The sequence below is a fragment of the Luteibacter jiangsuensis genome (assembly GCF_030812295.1).
Taxonomy (GTDB): Bacteria; Pseudomonadota; Gammaproteobacteria; order Xanthomonadales; family Rhodanobacteraceae; genus Luteibacter; species Luteibacter jiangsuensis_A.
The window spans coordinates 149,214-171,019 of record NZ_JAUSSK010000004.1 but is presented as its reverse complement, the minus strand read 5'-3'; the positions used below and the strand labels follow the sequence as shown (position 1 = coordinate 171,019).

At 64.5% G+C, this 21,806-nt stretch carries 21 protein-coding genes; 12 read left to right on the top strand and 9 right to left on the bottom strand.

The window, feature by feature from the left end:
• Positions 1-8: 8 nt before the first annotated feature.
• Entirely contained in the window at positions 9-569 is a 561-nt protein-coding gene (locus tag J2T07_RS14645; protein WP_306850852.1) for a cob(I)yrinic acid a,c-diamide adenosyltransferase, read from the bottom strand.
• Between the two features lie 84 nt (positions 570-653).
• Between J2T07_RS14645 and ubiH the strand changes: the two genes are divergently transcribed.
• The 3 genes from ubiH to J2T07_RS14630 all read left to right on the top strand — a co-directional run bounded on the left by ubiH (position 654) and on the right by J2T07_RS14630 (position 3,933).
• Complete coding sequence (ubiH, locus tag J2T07_RS14640) at positions 654-1,862, top strand: 2-octaprenyl-6-methoxyphenyl hydroxylase (RefSeq protein ID WP_306850851.1); 1,209 nt, start codon at positions 654-656, stop codon at positions 1,860-1,862.
• Positions 1,859-3,076 carry an FAD-dependent oxidoreductase gene (locus tag J2T07_RS14635; RefSeq protein WP_306850850.1) on the top strand — a complete coding sequence of 406 codons (1,218 nt, stop codon included), beginning with the start codon at positions 1,859-1,861 and terminating at the stop codon, positions 3,074-3,076. The genes ubiH and J2T07_RS14635 overlap by 4 nt, the downstream gene beginning before the upstream one ends.
• 71 nt (positions 3,077-3,147) lie before the next feature.
• Entirely contained in the window at positions 3,148-3,933 is a 786-nt protein-coding gene (locus tag J2T07_RS14630; RefSeq protein ID WP_306850849.1) for a dienelactone hydrolase family protein, read from the top strand.
• On the opposite strand, the gene J2T07_RS14625 is transcribed toward J2T07_RS14630, so the two are convergent.
• Positions 3,930-4,928: a polyprenyl synthetase family protein gene (locus tag J2T07_RS14625; RefSeq protein WP_306850848.1), complete on the bottom strand. Its 999-nt coding sequence runs from the start codon at positions 4,926-4,928 to the stop codon at positions 3,930-3,932. The two genes, J2T07_RS14630 and J2T07_RS14625, sit on opposite strands and share 4 nt — an antisense overlap.
• Positions 4,929-5,219: 291 nt before the next feature.
• Here J2T07_RS14625 and J2T07_RS14620 point away from each other — a divergent pair, with 291 nt between their 5' ends.
• The 5 genes from J2T07_RS14620 to ssb all read left to right on the top strand — a co-directional run bounded on the left by J2T07_RS14620 (position 5,220) and on the right by ssb (position 10,263).
• Complete coding sequence (locus J2T07_RS14620) at positions 5,220-5,774, top strand: fimbrial protein (RefSeq protein WP_306850847.1); 555 nt, start codon at positions 5,220-5,222, stop codon at positions 5,772-5,774.
• A gap of 75 nt (positions 5,775-5,849) precedes the next feature.
• Entirely contained in the window at positions 5,850-6,590 is a 741-nt protein-coding gene (locus J2T07_RS14615) for a fimbrial biogenesis chaperone (protein WP_306850846.1), read from the top strand.
• A 15-nt stretch (positions 6,591-6,605) separates the two neighbouring features.
• Positions 6,606-9,023, top strand: a complete 2,418-nt coding sequence (locus J2T07_RS14610; RefSeq protein WP_306850845.1) for a fimbria/pilus outer membrane usher protein — start codon at positions 6,606-6,608, stop codon at positions 9,021-9,023.
• Positions 9,020-9,538: a fimbrial protein gene (locus J2T07_RS14605; protein WP_306850844.1), complete on the top strand. Its 519-nt coding sequence runs from the start codon at positions 9,020-9,022 to the stop codon at positions 9,536-9,538. The genes J2T07_RS14610 and J2T07_RS14605 overlap by 4 nt, the downstream gene beginning before the upstream one ends.
• A 155-nt stretch (positions 9,539-9,693) precedes the next feature.
• Entirely contained in the window at positions 9,694-10,263 is a 570-nt protein-coding gene (gene ssb / locus J2T07_RS14600; protein WP_306850843.1) for a single-stranded DNA-binding protein, read from the top strand.
• A gap of 139 nt (positions 10,264-10,402) precedes the next feature.
• Here ssb and J2T07_RS14595 read toward each other — a convergent pair whose 3' ends face one another.
• Positions 10,403-11,962 (bottom strand): N-acetylmuramoyl-L-alanine amidase, encoded by a 1,560-nt coding sequence (locus J2T07_RS14595; RefSeq protein WP_306850842.1) that lies wholly within the window; start codon positions 11,960-11,962, stop codon positions 10,403-10,405.
• A 307-nt stretch (positions 11,963-12,269) separates the two neighbouring features.
• On the opposite strand from J2T07_RS14595, the gene J2T07_RS14590 reads away from it, so the two are divergent.
• Complete coding sequence (locus J2T07_RS14590; RefSeq protein WP_306850841.1) at positions 12,270-13,052, top strand: alpha/beta hydrolase; 783 nt, start codon at positions 12,270-12,272, stop codon at positions 13,050-13,052.
• 15 nt (positions 13,053-13,067) lie between these two features.
• Here the strand turns inward: J2T07_RS14590 and J2T07_RS14585 are convergent, their stop codons facing one another.
• On the bottom strand, positions 13,068-13,529 hold the full coding sequence (locus tag J2T07_RS14585) for a PA2169 family four-helix-bundle protein (RefSeq protein ID WP_306850840.1): 462 nt from the start codon (positions 13,527-13,529) through the stop codon (positions 13,068-13,070).
• 170 nt (positions 13,530-13,699) lie between these two features.
• Here J2T07_RS14585 and J2T07_RS14580 point away from each other — a divergent pair, with 170 nt between their 5' ends.
• On the top strand, positions 13,700-14,512 hold the full coding sequence (locus tag J2T07_RS14580; protein WP_306850839.1) for an SDR family NAD(P)-dependent oxidoreductase: 813 nt from the start codon (positions 13,700-13,702) through the stop codon (positions 14,510-14,512).
• Positions 14,513-14,613: 101 nt separating this feature from the next.
• Entirely contained in the window at positions 14,614-16,953 is a 2,340-nt protein-coding gene (locus J2T07_RS14575) for a S9 family peptidase (RefSeq protein ID WP_306850838.1), read from the top strand.
• Between the two features lie 109 nt (positions 16,954-17,062).
• Here J2T07_RS14575 and msrB read toward each other — a convergent pair whose 3' ends face one another.
• From msrB to J2T07_RS14555, 4 genes are all read right to left on the bottom strand, one after another.
• Positions 17,063-17,650: a peptide-methionine (R)-S-oxide reductase MsrB gene (gene msrB, locus J2T07_RS14570; protein ID WP_306850837.1), complete on the bottom strand. Its 588-nt coding sequence runs from the start codon at positions 17,648-17,650 to the stop codon at positions 17,063-17,065.
• Positions 17,651-17,735: 85 nt separating this feature from the next.
• Complete coding sequence (locus J2T07_RS14565) at positions 17,736-18,083, bottom strand: glycine zipper 2TM domain-containing protein (RefSeq protein ID WP_306850836.1); 348 nt, start codon at positions 18,081-18,083, stop codon at positions 17,736-17,738.
• Positions 18,080-19,027, bottom strand: coding sequence for a YihY/virulence factor BrkB family protein (locus J2T07_RS14560; RefSeq protein ID WP_306850835.1), 948 nt, complete (start codon positions 19,025-19,027; stop codon positions 18,080-18,082). The genes J2T07_RS14565 and J2T07_RS14560 overlap by 4 nt, the downstream gene beginning before the upstream one ends.
• A gap of 92 nt (positions 19,028-19,119) precedes the next feature.
• Positions 19,120-19,824 (bottom strand): HAD family hydrolase, encoded by a 705-nt coding sequence (locus J2T07_RS14555; RefSeq protein WP_306850834.1) that lies wholly within the window; start codon positions 19,822-19,824, stop codon positions 19,120-19,122.
• 167 nt (positions 19,825-19,991) lie between these two features.
• Between J2T07_RS14555 and J2T07_RS14550 the strand changes: the two genes are divergently transcribed.
• On the top strand, positions 19,992-20,183 hold the full coding sequence (locus tag J2T07_RS14550; RefSeq protein WP_306850833.1) for a CPXCG motif-containing cysteine-rich protein: 192 nt from the start codon (positions 19,992-19,994) through the stop codon (positions 20,181-20,183).
• 165 nt (positions 20,184-20,348) lie between these two features.
• Here the strand turns inward: J2T07_RS14550 and J2T07_RS14545 are convergent, their stop codons facing one another.
• Positions 20,349-21,689 (bottom strand): carbohydrate porin, encoded by a 1,341-nt coding sequence (locus J2T07_RS14545; protein ID WP_306850832.1) that lies wholly within the window; start codon positions 21,687-21,689, stop codon positions 20,349-20,351.
• Positions 21,690-21,806 lie beyond the last annotated feature (117 nt).

The following is a 21,806-nucleotide window of genomic DNA, read 5'->3' as shown; positions in this document are numbered from 1 at the left end:
CCGCCGGATCAGCTGCGCGGACGGCGCTCGTGCTGCCAGAGCACCTCGCCGTGGCCGCTGCGGCGGGCCAGGACGCGGGCGATGACGAAGAGCAAGTCTGAAAGCCGGTTCAGATAGCGCTGCGCTTCCGGACGCACCTCCTCGACCCGGCCGAGGGCGACCACCTCGCGCTCGGCCCGGCGGCAGACCGTGCGGGCCAGGTGACAGGTGGAGGCCGCCATGCCGCCACCGGGCAGGATGAAGTCCTTGAGCGCGGGAAGGTCGGCGTTGAAGGCATCGAGCACCGTCTCGAGCCGGTCGATGTCCCGTGCCTGGACCATCGCCATGCCCGGAATGCACAGTTCGCCGCCCAGGTCGAACAGCTCGTGTTGTATCTGGACCAGGGCCTCGCGGATGTCGTCGTCCACGCCATCGGAGGCCATGACCATGCCGATCGTGCTGTTGAGTTCGTCCACGGTGCCATAGGCGCCGACGCGGAGGGAATCCTTGCCGGTGCGGCTGCCATCACCCAGGCCGGTGCTGCCGTCGTCGCCGGTGCGTGTATAGATCTTCGAGAGTCGGTTGCCCATCCACGCATTCTATCGGGGCTCATCGCCACTGCGGCAGGGGGCCGCAGCATCGGCGCCTTCACGCGGCGAGGGTATGATCCGCGGATGAGCCCGTCCGAACCCATCCTCATCGTCGGCGGCGGCCTGGTCGGCGCCAGCCTCGCCATCGCGCTCGATACCGCCGGCCGCCCCGCCGTCCTTGTCGAAGCATCCGCGCCGCGCGTGGGCGAGCAGCCCAGCTACGACGAGCGCAATCTCGCCCTTGCCCGTGCGACCGTGAATGGCCTGGAGGCCATTGGCGTGTGGGACCTGGCCCGGCACCGGGCCACGCCGATCACGCATATCCATACGAGCCGAGCCGGCGACTTCGGCAGCGTTCGAATGGACGCTGCCGCCGAGGGCGTCGACGCCCTCGGTTGGACCTTGCCGGCACGGGAACTGGGCGCGGCCTTGCTCCAGCGGCTGGAAACCTGCCGCCACCTGACCCGCCTGGCGCCCGCACGGGTCGAGGCCATCGAGCCGGTCGAGGGTGGGTGGGCGGTCACCATCGCAGCGAATGGGGAGCGGCGTCGCCTGACGACACCGCTGTTGGTCGGGGCGGATGGCACGGCGTCCGGTGTGCGCGCGCGGTTGGGCATCGGTACCCGCGAGCACGACTACGGGCAGGCCCTGTTCGTCAGCACGATGACGCCAGGACGGGACCCCGCGGGCCGCGCGTTCGAGCGTTTTACCGATCAGGGGCCCGTCGCGGTCCTGCCGCTCGCCGAACGGCGCATCGGCGTGGTTCTGACCGTCCCCGCCGGGCGGGCCGACGAAGTGGCGGCCATGGAGGATGAAGCCTTCCTGGCCCTCGCCCAAGAGCGCTTCGGTTGGCGTCTCGGGCGCCTGGGGCGCCCGGGCAAGCGCGTGCCCTATCCGATTCGCCGGGTCGCCGCGGAATCGCTGACGGCGCCCCACGCCGTGCTGGTCGGCAATGCAGCGCAGACGGTGCATCCCATCGGGGCACAAGGATTCAACCTCGGCCTGCGCGATGCGCTGACCCTTGCCGAACTGGTGGTGGCCGCCGACGATCCGGGCGCCGCCACCCTGCTTGACGAATATGTACGCCGGCGCACGCCCGATCGCGAGGGGACGATGGCGATGAGCCACGGTCTCGTACGCCTGGCATGCCTGGACCAGCCCTTGCTGGGGCCGCTGCGTTCGCTTGCCATGCTTGCGCTCGATCGGGTGCCGCCGCTGCGCCATGCGCTGAGCCGGCGCGGCATGGGGTTCCGCGCGAACGCACCTTTCGCCGTGCGGGAGAAGACGCCGTGAGCGATACCCGGGCTAACGGCGCGCCTTCGCGCCGGCGCAGCGGTGGTCTCCTCGACGTGGCCGTGGTGGGTGGTGGCATGGTCGGCGCGGCGGCGGCGCTGGCCTTGGCTCGCGCCGGTTTCTCGGTGGCGCTGGTCGATGCACGTGAACCCGCTCCCTGGGCCGCCGCGGATGAAGTGGACCTGCGCGTGGTGGGGCTCGCCCCGTCGTCCATCGGCCTGCTCGATGCGCTGGGGGTATGGACATCCATCCAGGTTGCGCGAGCGTCGGCCTACGAGCGCATGGTCGTATGGGATGCGGAGAACGGCGCCACGATCCGTTTCGACGCCGCCGACGAAGGGCGTGATGTGCTTGGCTACATCGTGGAGAACGGGCTCGTGCAGGCGTCGCTCTGGCACGCGTTGGAAGACGCCGGTGTGCGCCGTATCGTTCCCGCCGAGGTGGTCGCGTATGCGGCGCGCGAAGATCGGGCCCAACTGGACCTGGCCGATGGGCAGGTCGTTGGCGCCCGCTTGGTCGTCGCGGCGGATGGCGCGGATTCGCCGTTGCGCGCGATGGTGGGTATCGGCACGCATGGACGCGACTATGCCCAGCGTGCCGTGGTGGCGCATGTCGAGACGGCGCGTCCACATGAGCGGACGGCGTGGCAGCGGTTCCTGCCGACGGGCCCGCTGGCGCTCTTGCCGCTCGCCGATGGGCGAAGCTCCATCGTCTGGTCGCTGCCGGATGCCGATGCGGCGCATGTGCTGGCGCTCGATGACGCCGGCTTCCGCGATGCCCTCGGCGTGGCCAGCGACTTCCGCCTGGGGCCCATCGGCGCGGTCGGTCGCCGCGCCGCCTTTCCCCTGCGTCTGAAGCTCGCCGATCGCTATGAAGCCGACCGGCTGGTCCTTCTCGGCGATGCCGCCCATGCGGTCCATCCGCTGGCGGGGCAGGGCGTCAACCTGGGCCTGCGCGACGTGGCCGAACTTCGCGATACCCTGGTCGAGGCACGCGAAGCGGGCCGCGATATCGCCGCCGCGCACGTGCTGCGCCGTTATGCACGCCGCCGCCGCAGCGCGGACGGGCTCGATGCCTGGTCGTTCGACGCCCTGGAACGCGTCTATGGATGGAAGGCCACCCCGCTGGTCGCCATGCGAGGCGCGGGGGTCCGCCTGCTCGATGCTTTCGGGCCACTGAAACGAAAGCTGGCCAGGCACGCGGCAGGGCTCTGAGGGAGGCTGCCACATTCCCTCGCCGGGGGAGGACGCCTATGCTTGGCGAACCTTCCATGGGAGCCACGCCGATGCGCCGTTCGCTGCTTGCCTTGTCCTTGCTGGTCTTCGGTCACGTGGGTGCCGCCTCCGCGGCGATGGTCGCCAAGCCGGTGCAATGGACCGACCAGGGGGTGACCTATAAGAGTTTCCTCGTGTATGACGATGCCGTCGCGACCAAGCGGCCGGGCCTGCTCATGGTGCCCAACTGGTTCGGCGTGAACGACATGGCGGTGGCCAAGGCGAAGGAGATCGCGGGCAAGGACTACGTGATCCTGTTGACCGACATGTATGGCGGTGGCACGCGGCCGGCATCGGAAGCCGAGGCGCTGGCCGCCGTGAAGCCGCTCTACGCCGATCGCAAGGTGATGCGGCTTCGCGTATCGCGGGCATTCGAAGAGTTGAAGGCGCAGGCGAAGCACGCACCCATCGATCCGGCCAGGCTCGCCGCGATCGGCTTCTGTTTCGGTGGCTCGGCCGTGCTCGACCTGGCCCGTGCCGGTGCGGACGTCGCCGCGGTGGTCAGCTTCCACGGCCTCCTCTCGACCGACGATCCGAAGCTCGCGTCGAACATCCGCGCGAAAGTGCTGGCGCTCAATGGTGCCGACGATGCCAACGTCCCCGCCGAGCAGCGCGCCGCGTTCGAGGCGGAGATGCGTGACGCGAAGGTGGACTGGGCCTCCGAGGACTTCGGCGGCGCGGTGCACTGCTTCACCGAGAAGGAAGCGACAGCCGCGACGGGCAACTGCCGTTACGACGCGAAAGTCGCCGGCCGTGCGTACGCCGCCATGCGGTCCTGGCTGAGCGGGGCTTTCTAGAACCGCCTTTCGACCGAGTAGTCGGCCAGTGCCGAGAGCGCGTCCCGGTAACCGGACGCGGGCAGCTCGGCGAGCGCCTCGCGCGCCGCCGTGGCGTGAGCCACCGCTTTCTCGTGCGTGCGCTCGATCGCGCCGGAGTCGCGTATGGCGGCGACGATGCGATCCAGCGAATCGAGCCCGCCATGCTCGATCGCGTGACGCAGCGATTTCAGCTGGTCGGCGTCCGCCACCTGCATCGCGTAGATCAACGGCAGGGTGGGCTTGCCTTCGGCAAGATCGTCTCCGATGTTCTTGCCGAGCGTCTCCGCATCGGACACGTAGTCGAGCAGGTCGTCGGCGATCTGGAAGGCGTAGCCGAGTTCCATGCCATAACGGCGCAGCGCGGCGACCTGCGTTTCCGGCAAGCCGCCCAGTACGCCGCCGAGTTCGGTGGCCGCCGCGAAGAGCACGGCCGTCTTCCTTTCGATCACGGCGAGATACGCGTTTTCGTCGACATCGGCGTTGCCGATGTTCAGCAGTTGCAGCACCTCGCCTTCGGCGATGGTGTTGGTGGTGTCGGCGAGGATGCGCATGATCCGCATGTCGTCCAGTTCCACCATCAGCTGGAACGAGCGCGAGTAGAGGAAGTCGCCCACCAGCACACTGGCGGCGTTGCCCCAGAGCGCATTCGCCGTCTTGCGCCCGCGACGCATGTCGGACTCGTCGACCACGTCGTCGTGCAGCAGGGTGGAGGTATGGATGAATTCGACGATCGCCGCCAGCTTGGCGTGCTGCTGCCCGTGATAGCCCGCGGCGCGCGCCGCCAGCACGTGGAGCATCGGGCGAAGGCGCTTGCCACCACCGGCGATGATGTGATCCGCGATGCGGTTGATCAGGACGACATCCGACGAGAGCCGGTGGCGGATCAGTGCATCGACCTCCTTCATGTCTTCCGCCGCCAGGGCGCGGACGCCAGCGAAATCGAGGGGGGTGGAACGAGCGGCGATGGATGACATGGACCAGGGTCGTGTGCGGCAGGTGGATCACATTATAGGGGCAGCCCGGCCCATTCCGCGTCCACGGCCCGGGGCACCCTCATTCCGGGTCGGAGAGGGCATGCATCGTCCTTCACCTGCACGGGCTGCGGTTGAGCGCTCACGACCACCATCGGGCGGGTCCGCGGAATGCCGCTGAAACGGCATTTTTTCAGAATTTACGTATCGCTACGGGGGGGTGGGATACGCAGACTTTCTGTGCGCGCCGGCGGTCTCAGCGCCGGCACGCCATCCCTTTTCCAGGAAGCCGCCATGTACAGAAAACGTAGCGCCATCGCCTTGCTCGCCACGGTCCTCATCGTTTCCGCCCCTCGTTCCCGAGCAGCGAACGACGGCATCATCGACATCACCGGCCGCATCGTCGCCACCACGTGCCAGGTGGAGGGAAAACCTCCTGGTGGCGGCGCGGCGACGAAGGCCGTGGCCCTGGGCAGCATCAGCGCGGGTGCGCTGGCCAACCTGGGCGATACGGCCGGGGACCGTGGTTTCGTCATCCGTATTGGCGGCAACGAGGAATGCGCCAACGACATCACCGCGAAGATCCGTTTCGATCCCGCCAGCCCCGCGCTGGATCGCACCACGGGCCGTCTCAATGTCGACCCTGGCGACACCGCGGCCACGAACGTGCAGATCCAGATGGCGAACCAGGACGGGACGCCCATCAACATGTACACCGAGGACTCCCAGGGCGTGAAGGTCACGGACCACGTCGCCGAAATCGGTCTGATCGCACGCTACTACAGTATGGGCGGTGTCAAGGGCGGTACGGCCGCCTCCAGGGTCGGCTTCCAGGTTGTTTACGACTAAAAGCAACCCGTGCAGTGGTTGCCGGCCGGGCCGTCGTGCCCGGTCGGCTCATGGAAGCCAGACGAAGGATTCCCCATGTTTCGAACGAGGCCGACGATCTTGACCATCGTCCTGGCACTGTGTGGCATGTCGGCGGCGAATGCAGCCGTCGTCATCGGCGGTACACGAGTGGTCTTCCCCGCACAGGCCCGCGACGTATCGCTGCGCCTGGAGAACAAGGGCGGCGACCCGGCGCTGGTCCAGGTTTGGGTCGACGACGGCGACGAGCGCTCCACGCCCACGAATGCGCAGGCACCGTTCGCCATCACGCCGCCCGTATTCCGGATCGATCCCGGCAACGGTCATGCCTTGCGCATCGTGCACGTGGGCGACGACATGCCCCCCGATAAGGAAGTTCTCTACTGGCTCAACGTATTGGAAATCCCACCCAAGGCGTCGGACGTGGAAGGCAAGAACGTGCTGCAACTCGCGTTCCGCCATCGCTTGAAGCTCTTCCATCGGCCGAAGGGCCTTCCGTCGTCACCGGACCGCGCGCCGGCGACCTTGCAGTGGTCGATCGAGCATGGTGCGGACGGGTCATCGCTAAAGGTCGTGAATCCTTCGCCCTATCACGTCTCCTTCAATGCAGTCGACTTGCATGTGGGCAAGGAGAGCGATTCGACCGTGCCGTTGGGTGGTGGGATGGTGGCTCCAGGCGCGTCGCTCGGGTTTCCGCTGGCGAAGGACAAGGCCGGCTTCGATACCGCCAAGGTCGCTTTCGTGACCATCAACGATTTCGGAGCCACTGTCAGTGGTTCCGCGGTGGTGGTCCGGTGAGCAGGGAGTGTGCGCATGCCGGTTGTCGTCAACGGGCGATGCCGTGAGGGTTTGTCGTCACGCTTCGTGGTCTCGTGGAGCCTCGCTTTCGCCGGATGCCTTGCCGTGGGATGTGCTGCCCATGCGCAAGAAACGCCCGAGGTGGAATTCGATGCGGCATTCCTTCCCGTGGAAGAGCGTTCGACACTCGACCTGTCGCGTTACTCACGCGGCAATCCCGTGCTTCCGGGGAGCTACGAAGTGGACATATGGATGAACGGCGAATGGCAGGTACGCAAGAATGTCCGGTTCGAGTCGAAGACGGGTCGTGCGGACGCCACGCCATGTATCGCGCATGACGAACTCTTGTCATTCGGCCTCTCTTCGGACGTACCGGCCATGCCTTCGGATGACCCTTGTCGATCGATCGGCGAGCGCATCGATGCCGCTACGTCGCGTCTCGATATCGGCGAGCAGCGCCTTTACATCGAAGTGCCGCAGGCGGCGATGACGCGCCGTGCCAGTGCAGCGGTTCCGCCCGCTCAATGGGATCAGGGTATCGACGCAGGACTGCTTGCATGGCGTACGAACGTTCGCCACGCGTCTTCCGCGAATCGCCGCCGTACCTCGGCTTTCGTAGGCGCCGACGCCGGCTTGAACCTCGGTGCCTGGCGCGTGCGCCATGCCGGTGCATGGTCGGGGCGGCGCTACCGTGGCCGATACGGATTCGTGGAACGGCAGTTGGGAGCGTGGCGATCGCAGCTGCGCATGGGTGACATCGCGCCAGCCGACGATCTGTTCACACCTTTGCGACTGCGCGGGCTCAGTGTCGCCAGCGACGCACGCATGTCCGTCGACGCATCGGCCGGCTATACGCCGCGGGTAGCGGGAACGGCAGCCAGCCATGCGACGGTCAGGGTGACGCAGAACGGCATGCTGCTGCGCGAGCTGACTGTTCCGCCGGGAGCCTTCGTGATCGACGATTTCCACGCTGCGGGGCGTGGCGGCGACATCGAGGTGGACGTCCTTGAAAGCGATGGCGTCCACCGGACCTTCCGCATACCTTTTTTCCCCGTGCCCGAACTTCTGGGCGAAGGGCATACGGGCTACGCGTTCAGTGCCGGTCAGGCTCTGCTGGGTCGTGGACGTGCCGTGGCGCTGTTCCAGGCGAGTTGGCGGCATGGATTTCCACACGACACCACGATGTATACCGGCTGGCGTCAATGGCCCGGCCAGACGTCGGTAGTGTTGGGCGCGGCGGTCGATACCCTGGCGGGGGCCCTCGCCATGGATATCACCCATTCCGCATTCCAGAATGGCCAGGATGGAAGGTTGTGGCGCCTGCGCCACGGCAAACAATGGCGTGACGGGACGCTGGTCTCGCTCAGCGTGGCGCATGGGCGGGAAACGTCTTTGCCCATGCCGCCCAATGCCAGGAGCCGCCTTGCATCGATGCGCCGGACCGACCTGGTCGCGCAGCGGGATCTCGGCAACGAGCACGGTTCACTGAGCATGAGCATCAGTCACGTCTCGCGAAAGCGTGACGGAGGTACGACAGTCGACCACGCGATGTCGTGGACTCGCGGTTGGCGGCACGCCACGATGGATATCTCCCTGCGCAGATCACGTCACGATACGACGGGACAATGGACACTCTCCGTGCCACTCGGTACGCCAGCGTCTTCGACGAACTTGCATGCATCGCTGCTCGGCGAGCATTCGGGTGGCGCTCGTATCGGCGTTAGCGGAAGCGTGGGTGACGACGGGACGATGCTGTACGGCGCGGCGCTGGCCGGGCACCGTCACGAAGGGCAGCGGCTCGACGCATCCTTGACCAAGGTGCTGCCGATGGGGGAGGTATCCGCGAGCATCGAGCGCACCGATACCGCGCGGGGAGGCTCCCTTTCGGCAGCGGGAGGCGTCGTGTTCCATGCAGGCGGCATCTCGTTCGCGCAACGCCTCGGAGAGGCGACCGCCCTGGTTCGGGCTCGGGGAGCACGGGGAGCCCGTGTGGGAGCTGGCCCGGGCATTCGTATCGACCGCAGCGGACATGCCGTCGTTTCCCACCTCACCCCCTTCCGCTGGAACAGCGTCGATCTCGACCCTTCGGGCCTGTCGCTGGACGTTGCCCTGGCTTCTACCCATCGGCGCGTGGCACCGACATCGGGTGCCGTGGTCCTCGTTCCATTCGCGACGGATGTGGCTACCACCTTCCTTGTGACCGCGGCTTTTGCCGATGGGACTCCCCTGCCATTTGCGGCCGAAGTGGTCGATGGCGCGGGTCGTTCCGTGGGTGTTATCGGCCAGGCGGGCCGTGTTTTCCTACGCGGGACGGACGCTGGCGACCACTGGACGGTGCGCTGGGAGGGAACCGGGGACGGGTGCGACCTGCAGTTGCTTACCACGACGAAAACCGCCGCCGGCGATGTCCGGCACATTGGAGTATGCAAATGAACAAGACCAGGATGCTCGCCCGGGAATGCCTTTTGACGGCCACGGCCCTCGCCATGAGCACGGCTGCCGTCGTCCACGCCGACGATCGCCTCGATTTCGAGGTGCAGGGGGCGGTGACCCCTTCCTGTGGTCTCGCGCTCAGCCGTGTCCGGATCGACCTGGACACGGTGGCTGCCTCCGAGTTGGGTGCCGTGGGCGACGGCAGCCGTTGGCGTGGGACCAGCTTCACGGGGGTGGACTGCGTAGGCGCGACCAAGGCCAGCGTCACGATGCGTGCCGCGGCCCACCCGGCCGATCCTCGTTATATCGCCCCCGTGGGCGGAGCCCAGGGGGTGGCCATCGAGATGCGTACAGCGGACGGCCAGCCCCTGCCGCCTGATGGCTCCTCGCCCGTGGAATTCAGCTGGGCGGGAGGTATTCCGGCGCTTGCCTTCCAGGCCCGCTATGTACGCGTGGGCCCGCTCAAAGCCGGGGACGCCGTTGCCACGGCCCTGGTCCAGATCCAGTGGGAGTGAGCTCCGGCCCTACGGCGTGCACCGGGCTCCGCCGTCACCTGCGGTTTGCCCTCCGCGCGCCCTTCGACCAAACTAACCGGTCCGACCCTGCAAGCCCCCGCCTCCGTGCTGGCTCGCTATCATGGGCGGGAAAGACACGCATACGAGGGAAATCCATGGCACGCGGCATCAACAAGGTCATCATCGTCGGCAATCTCGGCGCGGATCCGGAAACCCGTTACACCGGTAGCGGCACGGCGATCACGTCCTTGCGCATCGCCACGTCCGAAGCCTGGACGGACAAACAGTCCGGCGAGAAGCAAGAGCGCACCGAATGGCACCGGGTGAAACTCTTCGGCAAGCTCGCGGAAATCGCGGGCGAATACCTGAAGAAGGGTCGCCAGGTCTACATCGAAGGCTCGCTGCGCACCGACAAGTACACCGACAAGGATGGCGTCGAACGCTATTCGACCGACATCATCGCCAACGAGATGCAGATGCTCGGTGGCCAGGGCGGCGGTGAAGGCGGCGGTTTTGCCGGTGGTCAGGGCGGCACTCGCCCGCAGCAGCAATCCCGCGGCAATTTCGGCGGCGGCGCGGGTGGCGGCGGTGGACAGCAACGCGGCAACTTCGGTGGTGGTGCGCGTGGTGGCGACGATTATGGCCAGCCGCGAGGTGGCAACGCCCCGCAGCGTTCGGCTCCGCCGGCCAACGAAGGTTTCGACGACGACGATATTCCGTTCTAGATTCCACCTGCGATCGATTTGTAACGGTTGCAATTGTAAGCCCCTGTTTATGTAGGGGCTTTTTGCATGTTCTAACCTTGAAGACTGGTGCAAATGCTTCCGCCGCTTTATGGATGCGGCATTGTCTCAACCGCCATGCTTAGCCTTTAGGCTTACACGTCATAGCAACGGGCGTTTTTGCCTTGACGCCATCTGCATCAGTAAAGAAGGCATCCCACTTGGTGGTGAAGGATTGGTCTTTCATTGCCATGCAGTCATAGCGAATGGTCAATGGCGCAGCCGAGTCCTCGAACTTGCCATATCGTGGGGTGCAAGTAATGTCGGGCGAACACTCCGTGACAATCATCGCGTACTTAACGGGAAACCTTGGAGCTCCACTGAACACCACGTCTATTTTCACTGGTGTCTCCGAGACTAGACTCACTTCAGGGTGGGTGACAGTAAACTCTTCGCATCCTCGACCTTCGCGAAACATGCGGTACCCCTTCTCAAGTCCCCGCATCGTGAGATCGCGGAAAACGTAGTTTCCGATTGCTGCGGCGTCCTCTTTGTTAGTGTGAAAGCCGATCTCTGCAACGATGCTTGGTCGCGTCGCATAAGTGTTCTCGCCATATCGGCCCATGCTGGGCATGGACCCAACAGGAAAGTCTTCAAAAGAAGGGTTGGATTGCAAGCTCTCTTTGATGTAGCACAGCGCTGTGGTCGCAAGGCGCTCGTCCGCCTGCCTTCCTTTCGTATAAAAGACGCGAATGCCCCTTGTTTCGGGCGAAGTATCCGCGTTGGTATGAAGATGAATGGCGGCATCCACCCCGAGATGATTCGCGTACAACGGGCGACTCCTGATGTCTTGGTTGTACTCTTCCATGTCACCGCCCTCACCGGGCTTGCTATTCCATATTTCAGGGGCATCCGGAAGCATGTCTTTGAGGAAGTAACGACTCGCCATGTCAGCCCACGGTTTGTCGCTTTCAGCACGCCGTTCTCTCGACAGAGAGCGAGCCCGGAAGACCTCCGCACCGCTGCGGGAACTTAAATAGGTATTCAATGAGGCGGCAAATGCCGGTGTCGCGAAATCTTCGATGATTCCATTTATCAATGATCTCTGCGTGGTCCAGCCGTACTTTTTATGGAAATAGTACCCATGACCGCCTGAGACAAATACGCGGCTGTTTCCGGCATTAGCTCGATGAAATAGCGCGTCTTGTTGCGACATATCCGCTTGTTCTTTGAGCCCCCTTTCGTAGGGGAAGTAGTCGAGAATGTCCCTTCCTTCGAAGGTGAAGTCCACGCTGCGAAGTGGACCGATTTTTTCCATGTAAGCATATACATTGTTAGCCAGTGCGTGGATGTGATCTTCGAAATTACCGCCGTAGTACGTAGGTACGTAGCCTTTTCCAAGCTCAACTACAAGCTCATCACCGGAATCATTGAAGGAAACCTTGCTCACCACGATAACGGGTGCCTGCCCTGGTATGCGTTCCTGCGCGTCGACCTGAGCCTGCAGTAATCCCCGCAAGATCGGCTCCAGGGAGGCGCGATGATTGGCGGTAAGCTGGGTCGAATCCTCGGCAGGCCCGGCATCTGTCAGTGTTTCATTCCCCGGTTGTGCCGCGAGGGAACGCTCGATGGGCAAAATGATTGCAGCACCGCAAAGGATGGTTGCATATAATGCTTGCATTATCGTGGTCGTGTTTTTCATTTTTATATCTCCGGCGAATGAATCGATCTGGTCGCATCGATCGAACGATGCGCGGCAATCGTCCGTTCTTCCGAAGATTCGCTACAGTCACCGACGCTCTCAGTAATCTGTCAGGACATGGAGATTTACATTCGAGTCATCGCTGTCGGCGTGTGCGCTGCCAACCCAAATACCCATAAGAAATCATAGGTTTTTGTCTTTCGGCGCAAGGTTCGCCAATACCGCCACGCCGATAGAGCCAAAATCGGCATCACCGGGCGGGCTGCGCTTGCTCTCTCTGGATTTCCTTCCCCAAGGCCTTATCCCGATGAACAGCAAGAAAGGCGCGACCCTGCTCCTCTCCGCCGCGATCCTCTTCGGAGGCGTGCTGGCCGGCGGTTCCGCCATCGCGGCAACTCCCGTGCGAAACGTCGTCCTGGTTCACGGCGCGTGGGCGAACGGCAGTGGCTGGAAGCCGGTCTACGACATCCTGGTGAAGAACGGCTATCACGTGTCGGTCGCCGAGCACCCCCTGACTTCGTTCGCCGATGACGTGACCGCCGTCAAGCGTATCGTCGACATGCAGGACGGCCCGACCATCCTCGTGGGACATAGCTATGGCGGCGCGATCATCACCGATGTAGGCAACGATCCGAAGGTGGTGGGCTTGGTCTATATCGCCGCGCACGCGCTCGACCAAGGGGAGACCGAGGTGGCCAACGGCAAGCGCTTCCCCAGCGCCACCAGCAAGACCAAGGACATCAAGAAAACAGCGGACGGTTTCCTTTATCTCGATCCCGCGAAATACCCCGCCGACTTCGCCGCCGACCTTCCGCTGCAGCAGGCCACCTTCGAGGCGAACGCCCAGGGTTTCACGGCGGCATCGGTGTTCGACACGCCGGCCGGTCATCCCGCCTGGAAGGACAAGCCGAGTTGGTACGCCGTGGCGACGGCCGACAAGATCATCAACCCGGACCTGGAGCGCATGTACGCCAAGCGTGCGAAGAGCCACACGATCGAGGTGGAGGGCGCGAGCCACTCGGTCTATCAGTCGCGCCCGAAAGAGGTGGCGGCGCTGATCGAGCAGGCCGCCACCCAAGCCACTCCGTGACGGAGTGGCTCTGGATCAGTGCGTCGAACCGTGCAGGGCGTGCTTGAGGTCGCGCATCTGGTCGTGCCCGCTCTTCACCGTGGCGTAGGCTTCGTTGATCAGTGAGCGTGTGCCTGCGGTCACGTCGTTGTCTTCCAAGGCATGCTCGTACTTCGCCTTGATGTGGTCTTCGCCACGCTCGACCTCGTCGACGATGGCGGTGTCATCCCTGGAACTCATCTTCGCGCGCAGTTCCACGAACATGCGGTGCGCCTTGGCCAGCACGGAACCGTCGTCCTCCGGCTTGCCGCCGAGCGAACTGACCTGCTGCTGCAAGCGATGCGCCAGCTGGCGGCGCTCGGCCGCGCGTTGCTGGAACGAGGCGGCATAGCGGGTATTTCCGGCATCTTTCGCCGCTTCGCCATAGCCTTCGGCGCTGTCGATGGTGGTTTCGATCAGGGTGTTGAGAACCTTGATGTCGTGGTCGGTGCTTGTCATGGTCGTGGACTCCTCGTGATCGGAAGGATCGTTCGTGGGGAACACGAGCTTCGCGGCCCGGGGGTGCACGAAAGCGTGAAAGCCACGTCGCGCCGGTGACGACGGCCTCCTTTCGTTCATGCTTCGCCGGTGCATACTCCTGCTCACACAGGTTGCACGGGAGAGCATCCATGACATCCAATCGTCGCGCCCTGGTCACGGGTGCATCGGCAGGGATCGGCGAGGCTTTCGCCCGCGAACTCGCGCGCCGCGGCCATGACCTCGTGCTGACGGCACGCCGGGCCGACCGCCTCGAAGCGCTGGCCAAGGAACTGCGTGAACGCCATGCCATCGAGGCCATCGTCGCGCCGCTGGATCTCGCCCGGCGGGACGGCCCGGAGGCGCTGGTGGCGGCGCTCGACGCCCAGGGCTTGTCGATCGATGTGCTGGTGAACAACGCCGGTTACGGCGTCACCGGCTATTTCGACGAGCAGCCGTGGCCGACGCATGCGGCGTTCATCCAGGTATTGATGACGGCCCCCACCGAATTGGCATACCGCTTGTTGCCGGGCATGAAGGCGCGTGGCTATGGCCGGATCGTCAACGTCGCCTCGCTCGCCGGCCACGTGCCCGGTTCCGCCGGACACACGCTGTATGCGGCGTCGAAGGCCTACCTGATCAAGTTCTCGCAGTCGCTGGCGCTGGAAGGCAAGGGCACGGGCGTGCACACGACCGCGGTTTGTCCTGGCTTCACCTATTCCGAATTCCACGATGTCACCGGTTCCAGGGAATTGGTTTCGAAGATGCCCGGCTTCATGTGGATGGATGCGCAGACTGTCGCCAGGCAAGGGCTGGACGCGGTGGAGGCGGGCAAGGCCGTGTACGTGAACGGCGGGGTGAACAGGGTCATCAAGGGCCTGTTCAAGCTGATGCCGGACGGCCTCGCCCTGAAGATGGTGGAGCGCCAGGGCCGGCGTTTCCGGGCCGGGCCGCACAACGCGTAGCCCACCCATGACCTCTGGCATAGGCCCCGTGGGCCGCCGGGGGCTAGCCTCGTCCGGTTTGCGGCGCTTTCCGCGCCGCCCTGCCGTCACGGGGACCACCGATGTCGATCACACGCAACGCGGCGCTTTCCGGCGCCGTCCTCCTCGGCCTGATCGGGGCCTCCGCCTCGGCGCAGACCGTCACCACGGACGATTACCGGCGCGCGGACTCGTTCCTCGCCAACAACACCATGCCGCTGGTGGACCACTCGGTCCAGCGCGTGACCTGGATCGACGATGGCCACTTCTGGTATCGCGACCACGACAAGGATGGCGACCAGTTCATGAAGGTGGACGCCGCCACCGGCGAGGCCACGCGCGCATTCGATCGCGACAAGGTGGCCGCGGCCCTCTCCGCCGCGACCGGCAAGAAGGTCGACGCGGCAAAGCTGCCCGTCACCGGCTTCGTCGTCCGCCCGGACGATGGCCTGGACATCACTTCGCATGGCAAGCGGTACGTTTGTGACAAGGCTGTCGGCAAGTGCGAACTCGCCGCGGTGAAGAAGGACGCGAACGGCAAGGCCTACGGCGACGAGCCCGGCCTGAAGTCGCCGGACGGCAAGTCCGAGGCCTTCATCCGCGACTGGAACCTCTGGGTGCGGGATATCGCTACGGGTACGGAAACACAGCTGACCACCGATGGCGTCAAGGACTACGGCTACGCCACCGACAACGCGGGTTGGAAGCACACCGACGAGGCCATCCTCGTCTGGTCTCCTGACTCGAAGAAGATCGCCACCTTCCAGCAGGACCAGCGCAAGACCGGCGAAATGACCCTGGTCGGCGTCAACGTCGGGCACCCCAAGGTCGATACCTGGAAGTATCCGTTGCCGGGCGACAAGGACGTGACGATGATCGAGCGCGTCGTGATCGACGTGCCGACGAAGAAGGTCGTCCGCTTCAAGATGCCGCCCGACCAGCACCGCTCGACGATCTGCGACGACGTCTCGTGCAGTCCGGGTGTGTGGGACGACGTGCGTTGGGCTGCCGATGGCAAGAGCGTCGCCTTCGTATCCACCGCGCGCGACCATACGCATGAATGGTTCCGCGTGGCCAACCCGGAAACCGGTGACGTCCGTACCGTGTTCGACGAAAAGGCGAAGACCTATTTCGAAGGCGGCAACGACATGGCCAACTGGCAGTACGTGCCAGAGACAGACCAGGTGATCTGGTTCTCCGAGCGGAGCAACTGGGGCCACCTGTACATGTACAGCCTCAAGACCGGCAAGCTCGAGCAGCAGATCACCAAGGGCGACTGGAACGTCACCCAGGTGCTGCATGTCGACCCGAAGACGAAGACGATCTGGTTCCGTGGCGTCGGTCGCGAGAAGGGCGTCGACCCGTATTACCAGCAGTTCTACAAGGTCGGTTTCGACGGCAAGGGTTTGACCCTTCTCACGCCCGAGAACGCCGATCACAGCGTGTCGATGTCGAAGGACGGCACGTACTTCTTCGATTCGTATTCGACGATCGACACGCCGCCGGTCGCGGTGGTGCGCCGCTCCGATACCGGGGCCACGGTGAAGGAGATCGCCCGCGCCGACATTTCGCGCCTCAAGGCCAAGGGTTGGGTGCCGCCCACCGCGTTCACGGTGAAGGCGCGCGACGGCAAGACCGACCTCTACGGCCAGATGTTCAAGCCGACGAATTTCGATCCGTCGAAGAAGTATCCGCTCGTGGTCTACATCTACCCGGGTCCGCAGACCGGTTCGGTGCGCACGCGCAGCTTCATTCCCTCGCACGGTGACAACCAGGCGTTGGCCGAATTGGGCTTCGTCGTGGTGGCCGTGGATGGCATGGGTACGCCGTGGCGCTCGAAGGCCTTCCACGACGCCTACTTCAAGAACATCGGCGACAATACGCTGCCCGACCAGGTCGCGGCGGTGAAGCAGTTGGTGCAGAAGTACTCCTGGCTCGACGGCGATCGCGTCGGTATCTGGGGTCATTCCGGCGGCGGCAACGCCACCGCTACCGCCATGTTCCGCTACGCCGACGTGTTCAAGGTCGGCATCTCGGAATCGGGCAATCACGACAACCGCAACTACGAAGACGATTGGGCCGAGAAGTGGCAGGGCCTGCTGGTCACCGACAAGGACGGCAAGTCGAACTACGACGACCAGGCTAACCAGAAGTGGGCATCGGGCCTGAAGGGCCATCTGATGCTCGCCCACGGCACGTCCGATGACAACGTGCCGCCCTACGAGACCCTGCTGGTGGTGGAAGCGCTGATCAAGGCCAACAAGGACTTCGACCTCGTCATGATTCCCAACGCCCACCATGGCTATGGCGCAGCCACGCAGTACATGACGCGCCGACGCTGGGATTACTTCGTGCGCTACCTCAAGGGCGAAACGCCTCCGAAGGAATTCGAGCTGACACCGATGGCGCCCCCGGGCGGTTGAGCCGAAAACCCCGCCTAAATGGCGGGGTTTTTTGTACGGTCTCCCCGGAAGGCGCAGTTCCCACCAGGCAGGCTGTGGGAGCCGCTTCAGCGGCGATTACCGCCCCCGGCTAGGCCGCGTAAGCGACGAAGCGCATCGCCGCCGCGTTCATGCAATAGCGTAGCCCGGTCGGATCGGGACCATCGTCGAACACGTGACCCAGGTGCGCATCGCACCGCGCGCAGTTCACGGCGGTCCGCTCCTCGATCAAGCTGCGATCGGTCTTCCCGGTGATGTTCCGCTTCGAGATCGGCTGGTAGAAGCTCGGCCAACCGGTACCGGAATCGAACTTGGTCGCCGAGTCGTAGAGGGCCGTGTCGCAACAGATGCACCGATATATGCCGTTGTCGTGGCGATCCCAGCCATCGCCGGTGTAGGCCGGCTCGGTGCCATCGTGGCGTGTGACGTAATAGGACTTGCTGCTCAGCTTCGCCTTCCACTGCTCGTCAGTGAGGACGATGCGGGGTTCGACGCAGGTCCCCAGCGGCTTCTTGTCGTTGGCGAAACAGTCCAGCGTCACATTGCCGCCCTTGGGGGCAGGCGCGTCGGCCGCCATCGCCGGGCGTGTGGCGCGCAGGACGAAAGGCAGGGAAATCGACGCGGCCGCCGTGGCGGCCAGCACGCCGAGGAAACGACGACGATCGGGATCGGTACGCATACAACCTCCGGAAGCGGGAAAGGGCGCCAGGGCGCCCTTTCCATGAGACCGGCGCCACCGCCGTCCGCTTACACCCCCGCGACGCTCAGTCGTCCACCCAGCGGCAACGGCGCTCCGTGGTGTACGAGGCATTCTTGTCCTGGTGGCTCTTCTGGATACGGTTACCGGCGTAGCCGCCGCCCACCGCGCCAGCCACCGTGGCCAGGGTCTTGCCCTTGCCGCCGCCGACCTGGTTGCCGATGAGGCCACCTGCCACGGCGCCAACGCCCGTGCCGATCAGGCGGTTATCGTCCTTGGAGTTGATCTGCTTCACCCGGACGTTCTCGCAGACCTGGTGCTGGCTCCGCCGGGCCTGGGCCTGGGCAGGCGGCGTGGAAACGGCGGCCGTGCCGGCGATGGCGATCGCGGCGACGGCGAGCAGGTGGGTCTTCATGTCAGGTCCTCCTTCTCGGTGGCCCTCAGGGATACCGCCGGCTTCGTGACGGAGGGGTCAATCCGGGGCGTTTGAGGCGCCCGCGTCGACATCGCATATGGCCGCGGTTTAATCGGCGTGCCGCGCTCCTCGGCCACGGCTTCCGTCAGTTCGGCGCCCAGCAGCAGGATCAGGGCCGAGTAGTAGACCCAGACCAGCAGGACGACGACGCCGCCCGCGGGGCCATAAGGGCCCCCCACGTTGCTGCGGTCCAGGTAGATGGCGATGGCGAACTTGCCCACGGCGAAGAGCAGGGCGGTCAGCGTCGCGCCGATCATCGCGTCACGCCATTCGATGACCGCGTCCGGCAACACCTTGTAGATCGCACCGAAGATCAAGACGAACACGGCCAGAGAGATCGCGATCTCCAGGATTTGCCAGCCGGTGGTCCCACCGCGCACGAACACGGCGATCAGCGCGCTGGCGGAAAACGAGATCACCAGCAGGAAGGCCAGCGAGAGCAGCAGGCCCAATGCATGCATGCGCGCCCGCAGCCAGCCGAGGATGGCACCCCTGGTCGATCCGGGGCGGGGCTGGAGGCTCCAGACCCGGTTCAGCGCGCCCTGCAATTGCGCAAAGACCGCCGAAGCGCCGGCCAGGGTGACGCCCAGGCCGATCACGCCCGCCATGCTGCCGACGCTGGGACGCTGCCTGGCGTTGTCGATCACCAGCCGGACCGCGTCCGAGGCTCGTGGGCCGACCAGCCCGTTGAGGCTGTCGATCAACTGCGCCTGCCATTCCGGCCGCAGCGAGGCCACGATCCAGAGCAGGAGGACCAGCAGTGGAGCGAACGACAGCGCCGAGTAGAAGGCCAGCGCCGCGGCACGGGTCATCAGTTCATCGTCACTGAAACCTCTCGCCGTGGTCCGGACCACGCGCCAGGCCAGGTGCAACCTCGAATGCATGCCGCTACCTCCGTCTCGCCCGGGTGCAAGCTTCGTGGGGGCCGTGCGAAAGAAACGTGGACCGCGGGCGTCGTGACCGCGGTCCCATGCCATCACGCCCCCTGCATCTGCTCGATCGCAGCCGCGATACCGCTGGCGTCGGCCACTTCGATCACTCGCTCGGTCATGGCGAACTCCGTCACCAGTTCGTGGGCCCAGGTGCTGTGATAAGGCATGTATACACCCCATCCTCCAAGCTCGACCACGGGGACGATGTCCGACTTCAATGAGTTGCCCACCATGGCGAACCGGTCCGGTCCCACCTCGAATTCGCCGAACAACCGGGCATACGCCGCCGGGTCCTTTTCCGAAACGATTTCGATGCGATGGAAGATGTCCGCGAGTCCGCTGCGGGCGACCTTGTATTCCTGGTGGAACAGGTCGCCCTTGGTGATCAGGACGACGCGGTGCTTCGCCGCCACGGCTTCCACGGCGTCGCGGATGCCGGGCAGGAGCTCCACGGGATGGGAAAGCACGTCCTTGCCCAGGCGCACGATGCGGTGGATGTCGCGTGCCTCGATACGGCCATCGGTCAGTTCGATCGCCGATTCGATCATCGACAGCGCCATGCCCTTCGCGCCGTAGCCGAACAGGGCGATATTGCCGCGCTCGGTGGCCAGCAGGGCATCGCGGAGGCCCTTGGCGGTGAGGTCCACGTAGCGGCTGAGGATGGCTTCGAACGCCTCCTGGGCCTGGTCGTAGAACTCCTGGCTGCGCCAGAGGGTGTCGTCGCCGTCGAAGCCGACAAGATCGATCATGGGTACAAGTCTCGTTTGCCGCAGCGGGATAGGATACAGCGAACCGAATCGCCGACGGGGTCGGGCCCCATCAGGGCATCGGCCCATCGAAGGCTCAATCCAGGGTTGGCTTGCATCGGCTTTGGTGGGAGCCGACCCTGTCGGCGATGCCAACGGAGCGAGAGACCATGTTCAATTTCACCGACATCGCCTGCCCCTATTGTGGGGAGACCATCGAAGTCGCCGTCGATACCTCGGCAGGCAGTCAGACGTATATCGAGGATTGCCAGGTGTGCTGCCGCCCCATCGTGATGCGGTTGGTGGTGGATGAAGGCGACGAGACCTTTGAACTCCATGCGTCGGCGGAAAATGACGGGTGAGGGAATCGTCGCTGAAGCGGCTCCCACATGAACCCCGTAATCGTCCATGGCCCGCTGGGCTTTATGTGGGAGCCGCTTCAGCGGCGATAGCGGGAAACGAAGAAGGCCCGGGTTTCCCCGGGCCTCCACATTTCCAGCAAACGCCTTGCCAGGATGAGCGCGTCGTTAGAACGCCACGCTCGTCTTCAGGCCCAGCACGAATGCATCGTCGTTCTGCTTGCTGCCGCCCGGATCCTTGATGTACTGAAGGTTCGGACGGATCGCGATCGAGGGAATCGGCGACCAGCTGTAGAACACTTCGGCCACCTTCTCGTAGCCGTCGTTGATGATGCCTTCCTGGCCCGGATGCGTCGCGTTGAACAGGCGCTGGTTCTTCGCGGCGTAACCGTTGGCGTGCGAACCACCGAGCGCCGCGCCGACGAAGTCGTTCGGGCGATCGAAGATGCCCTTGTACTCCACGCCGAGTGCGATCTGGTTGTTCGTCGCGGAGGTGGCATGATCCGCCGACGTGACATTCAGGAACACGGTGGCGCCCTTGCCCCCGGCCTCGCCGGTCACCTGCTGCTGGAACGTGATCCACGCACCCTTGCGAGAATCGTGCTGCAGCGGATCGCCGCCGGCGACCGCGAGCGGCTGGCGATCTTCGTTCAGGTATAGGTCGTCGCCCTTGGAGGTGTTGTACCAGACGCCCGCGCGGTACGAGCCCGGCAGGCCGTTCACCATCGGCTTCCAACCGAACTCCAGCGGAATGAGCGCGCCGGTGGTGCCGCTTGGGAAGTTCGGCTTCAGGCCGTTGTGGCGCTGGTACGAATCGTCGACGTACTTCGGATTCATCTGGTACGCGGCGATCTGCACGAAGGTGTTCTTCGTGGTGTCCAGCTTCAGCACCGTGGCCCACTGGCTGGTCGGCCAGTTGACCCAGTAGTCGCCGACGATGTTACCCGGCTGCGCGCCGCAGAAGGTCAGGTTCTGGAAGTCGCACGAGAACTGGTTGATGTCCTCGCCAACCGGCAGGCGGCCGAGCTTCCAGGTCAGGCGGTCGTTGAAGAACTTCTGTTCCAGCGAAAACACGGTCAGGTGCCAGGTCTGGCCGCGTCCGTACACTTCCTGGATCAGCTGGTTGTTGCCGATGTTCGCGTCGGCACCGATGTTGCGGCCGTTGCGATCGGTGATGACGATCTTGAACGTGGCCCCGGTCCAGCCCCACAGCTTCTGCAGGTCGAACGCGCTGCCGAACTTCCACTGGTCGGTATAGCGGGTGATGTTGCGATCGCCGCCGGAATAGTTGTGCGCGGCTTCGAAACCGTAACCGAAGTCGAACGAGATGCCCTTGTCTTCGAGACGCGTGCGTTCACCGCCCCAATCGCCGAACAGGTATTTGCTGCTCGCCATGGGGCTGGGGTCGGACCTCATCGAATCATCTTGCGCATGTGCCGTGGTGGCACCGAACGCGAGGCACGCGAGCACCAGCCCGGCAAGGGGACGCTTTTTGAATTGATTGCGCATGTACCCTTCTCCCTGAATAAAAATTATGCTTTTTCGTACTTGGCTTTTGATTATCTAAGTTGCAACGCACAATGCTCCCCGTGCGTTCAACCGCCGCATCATAGTGTTTTTGTCGTA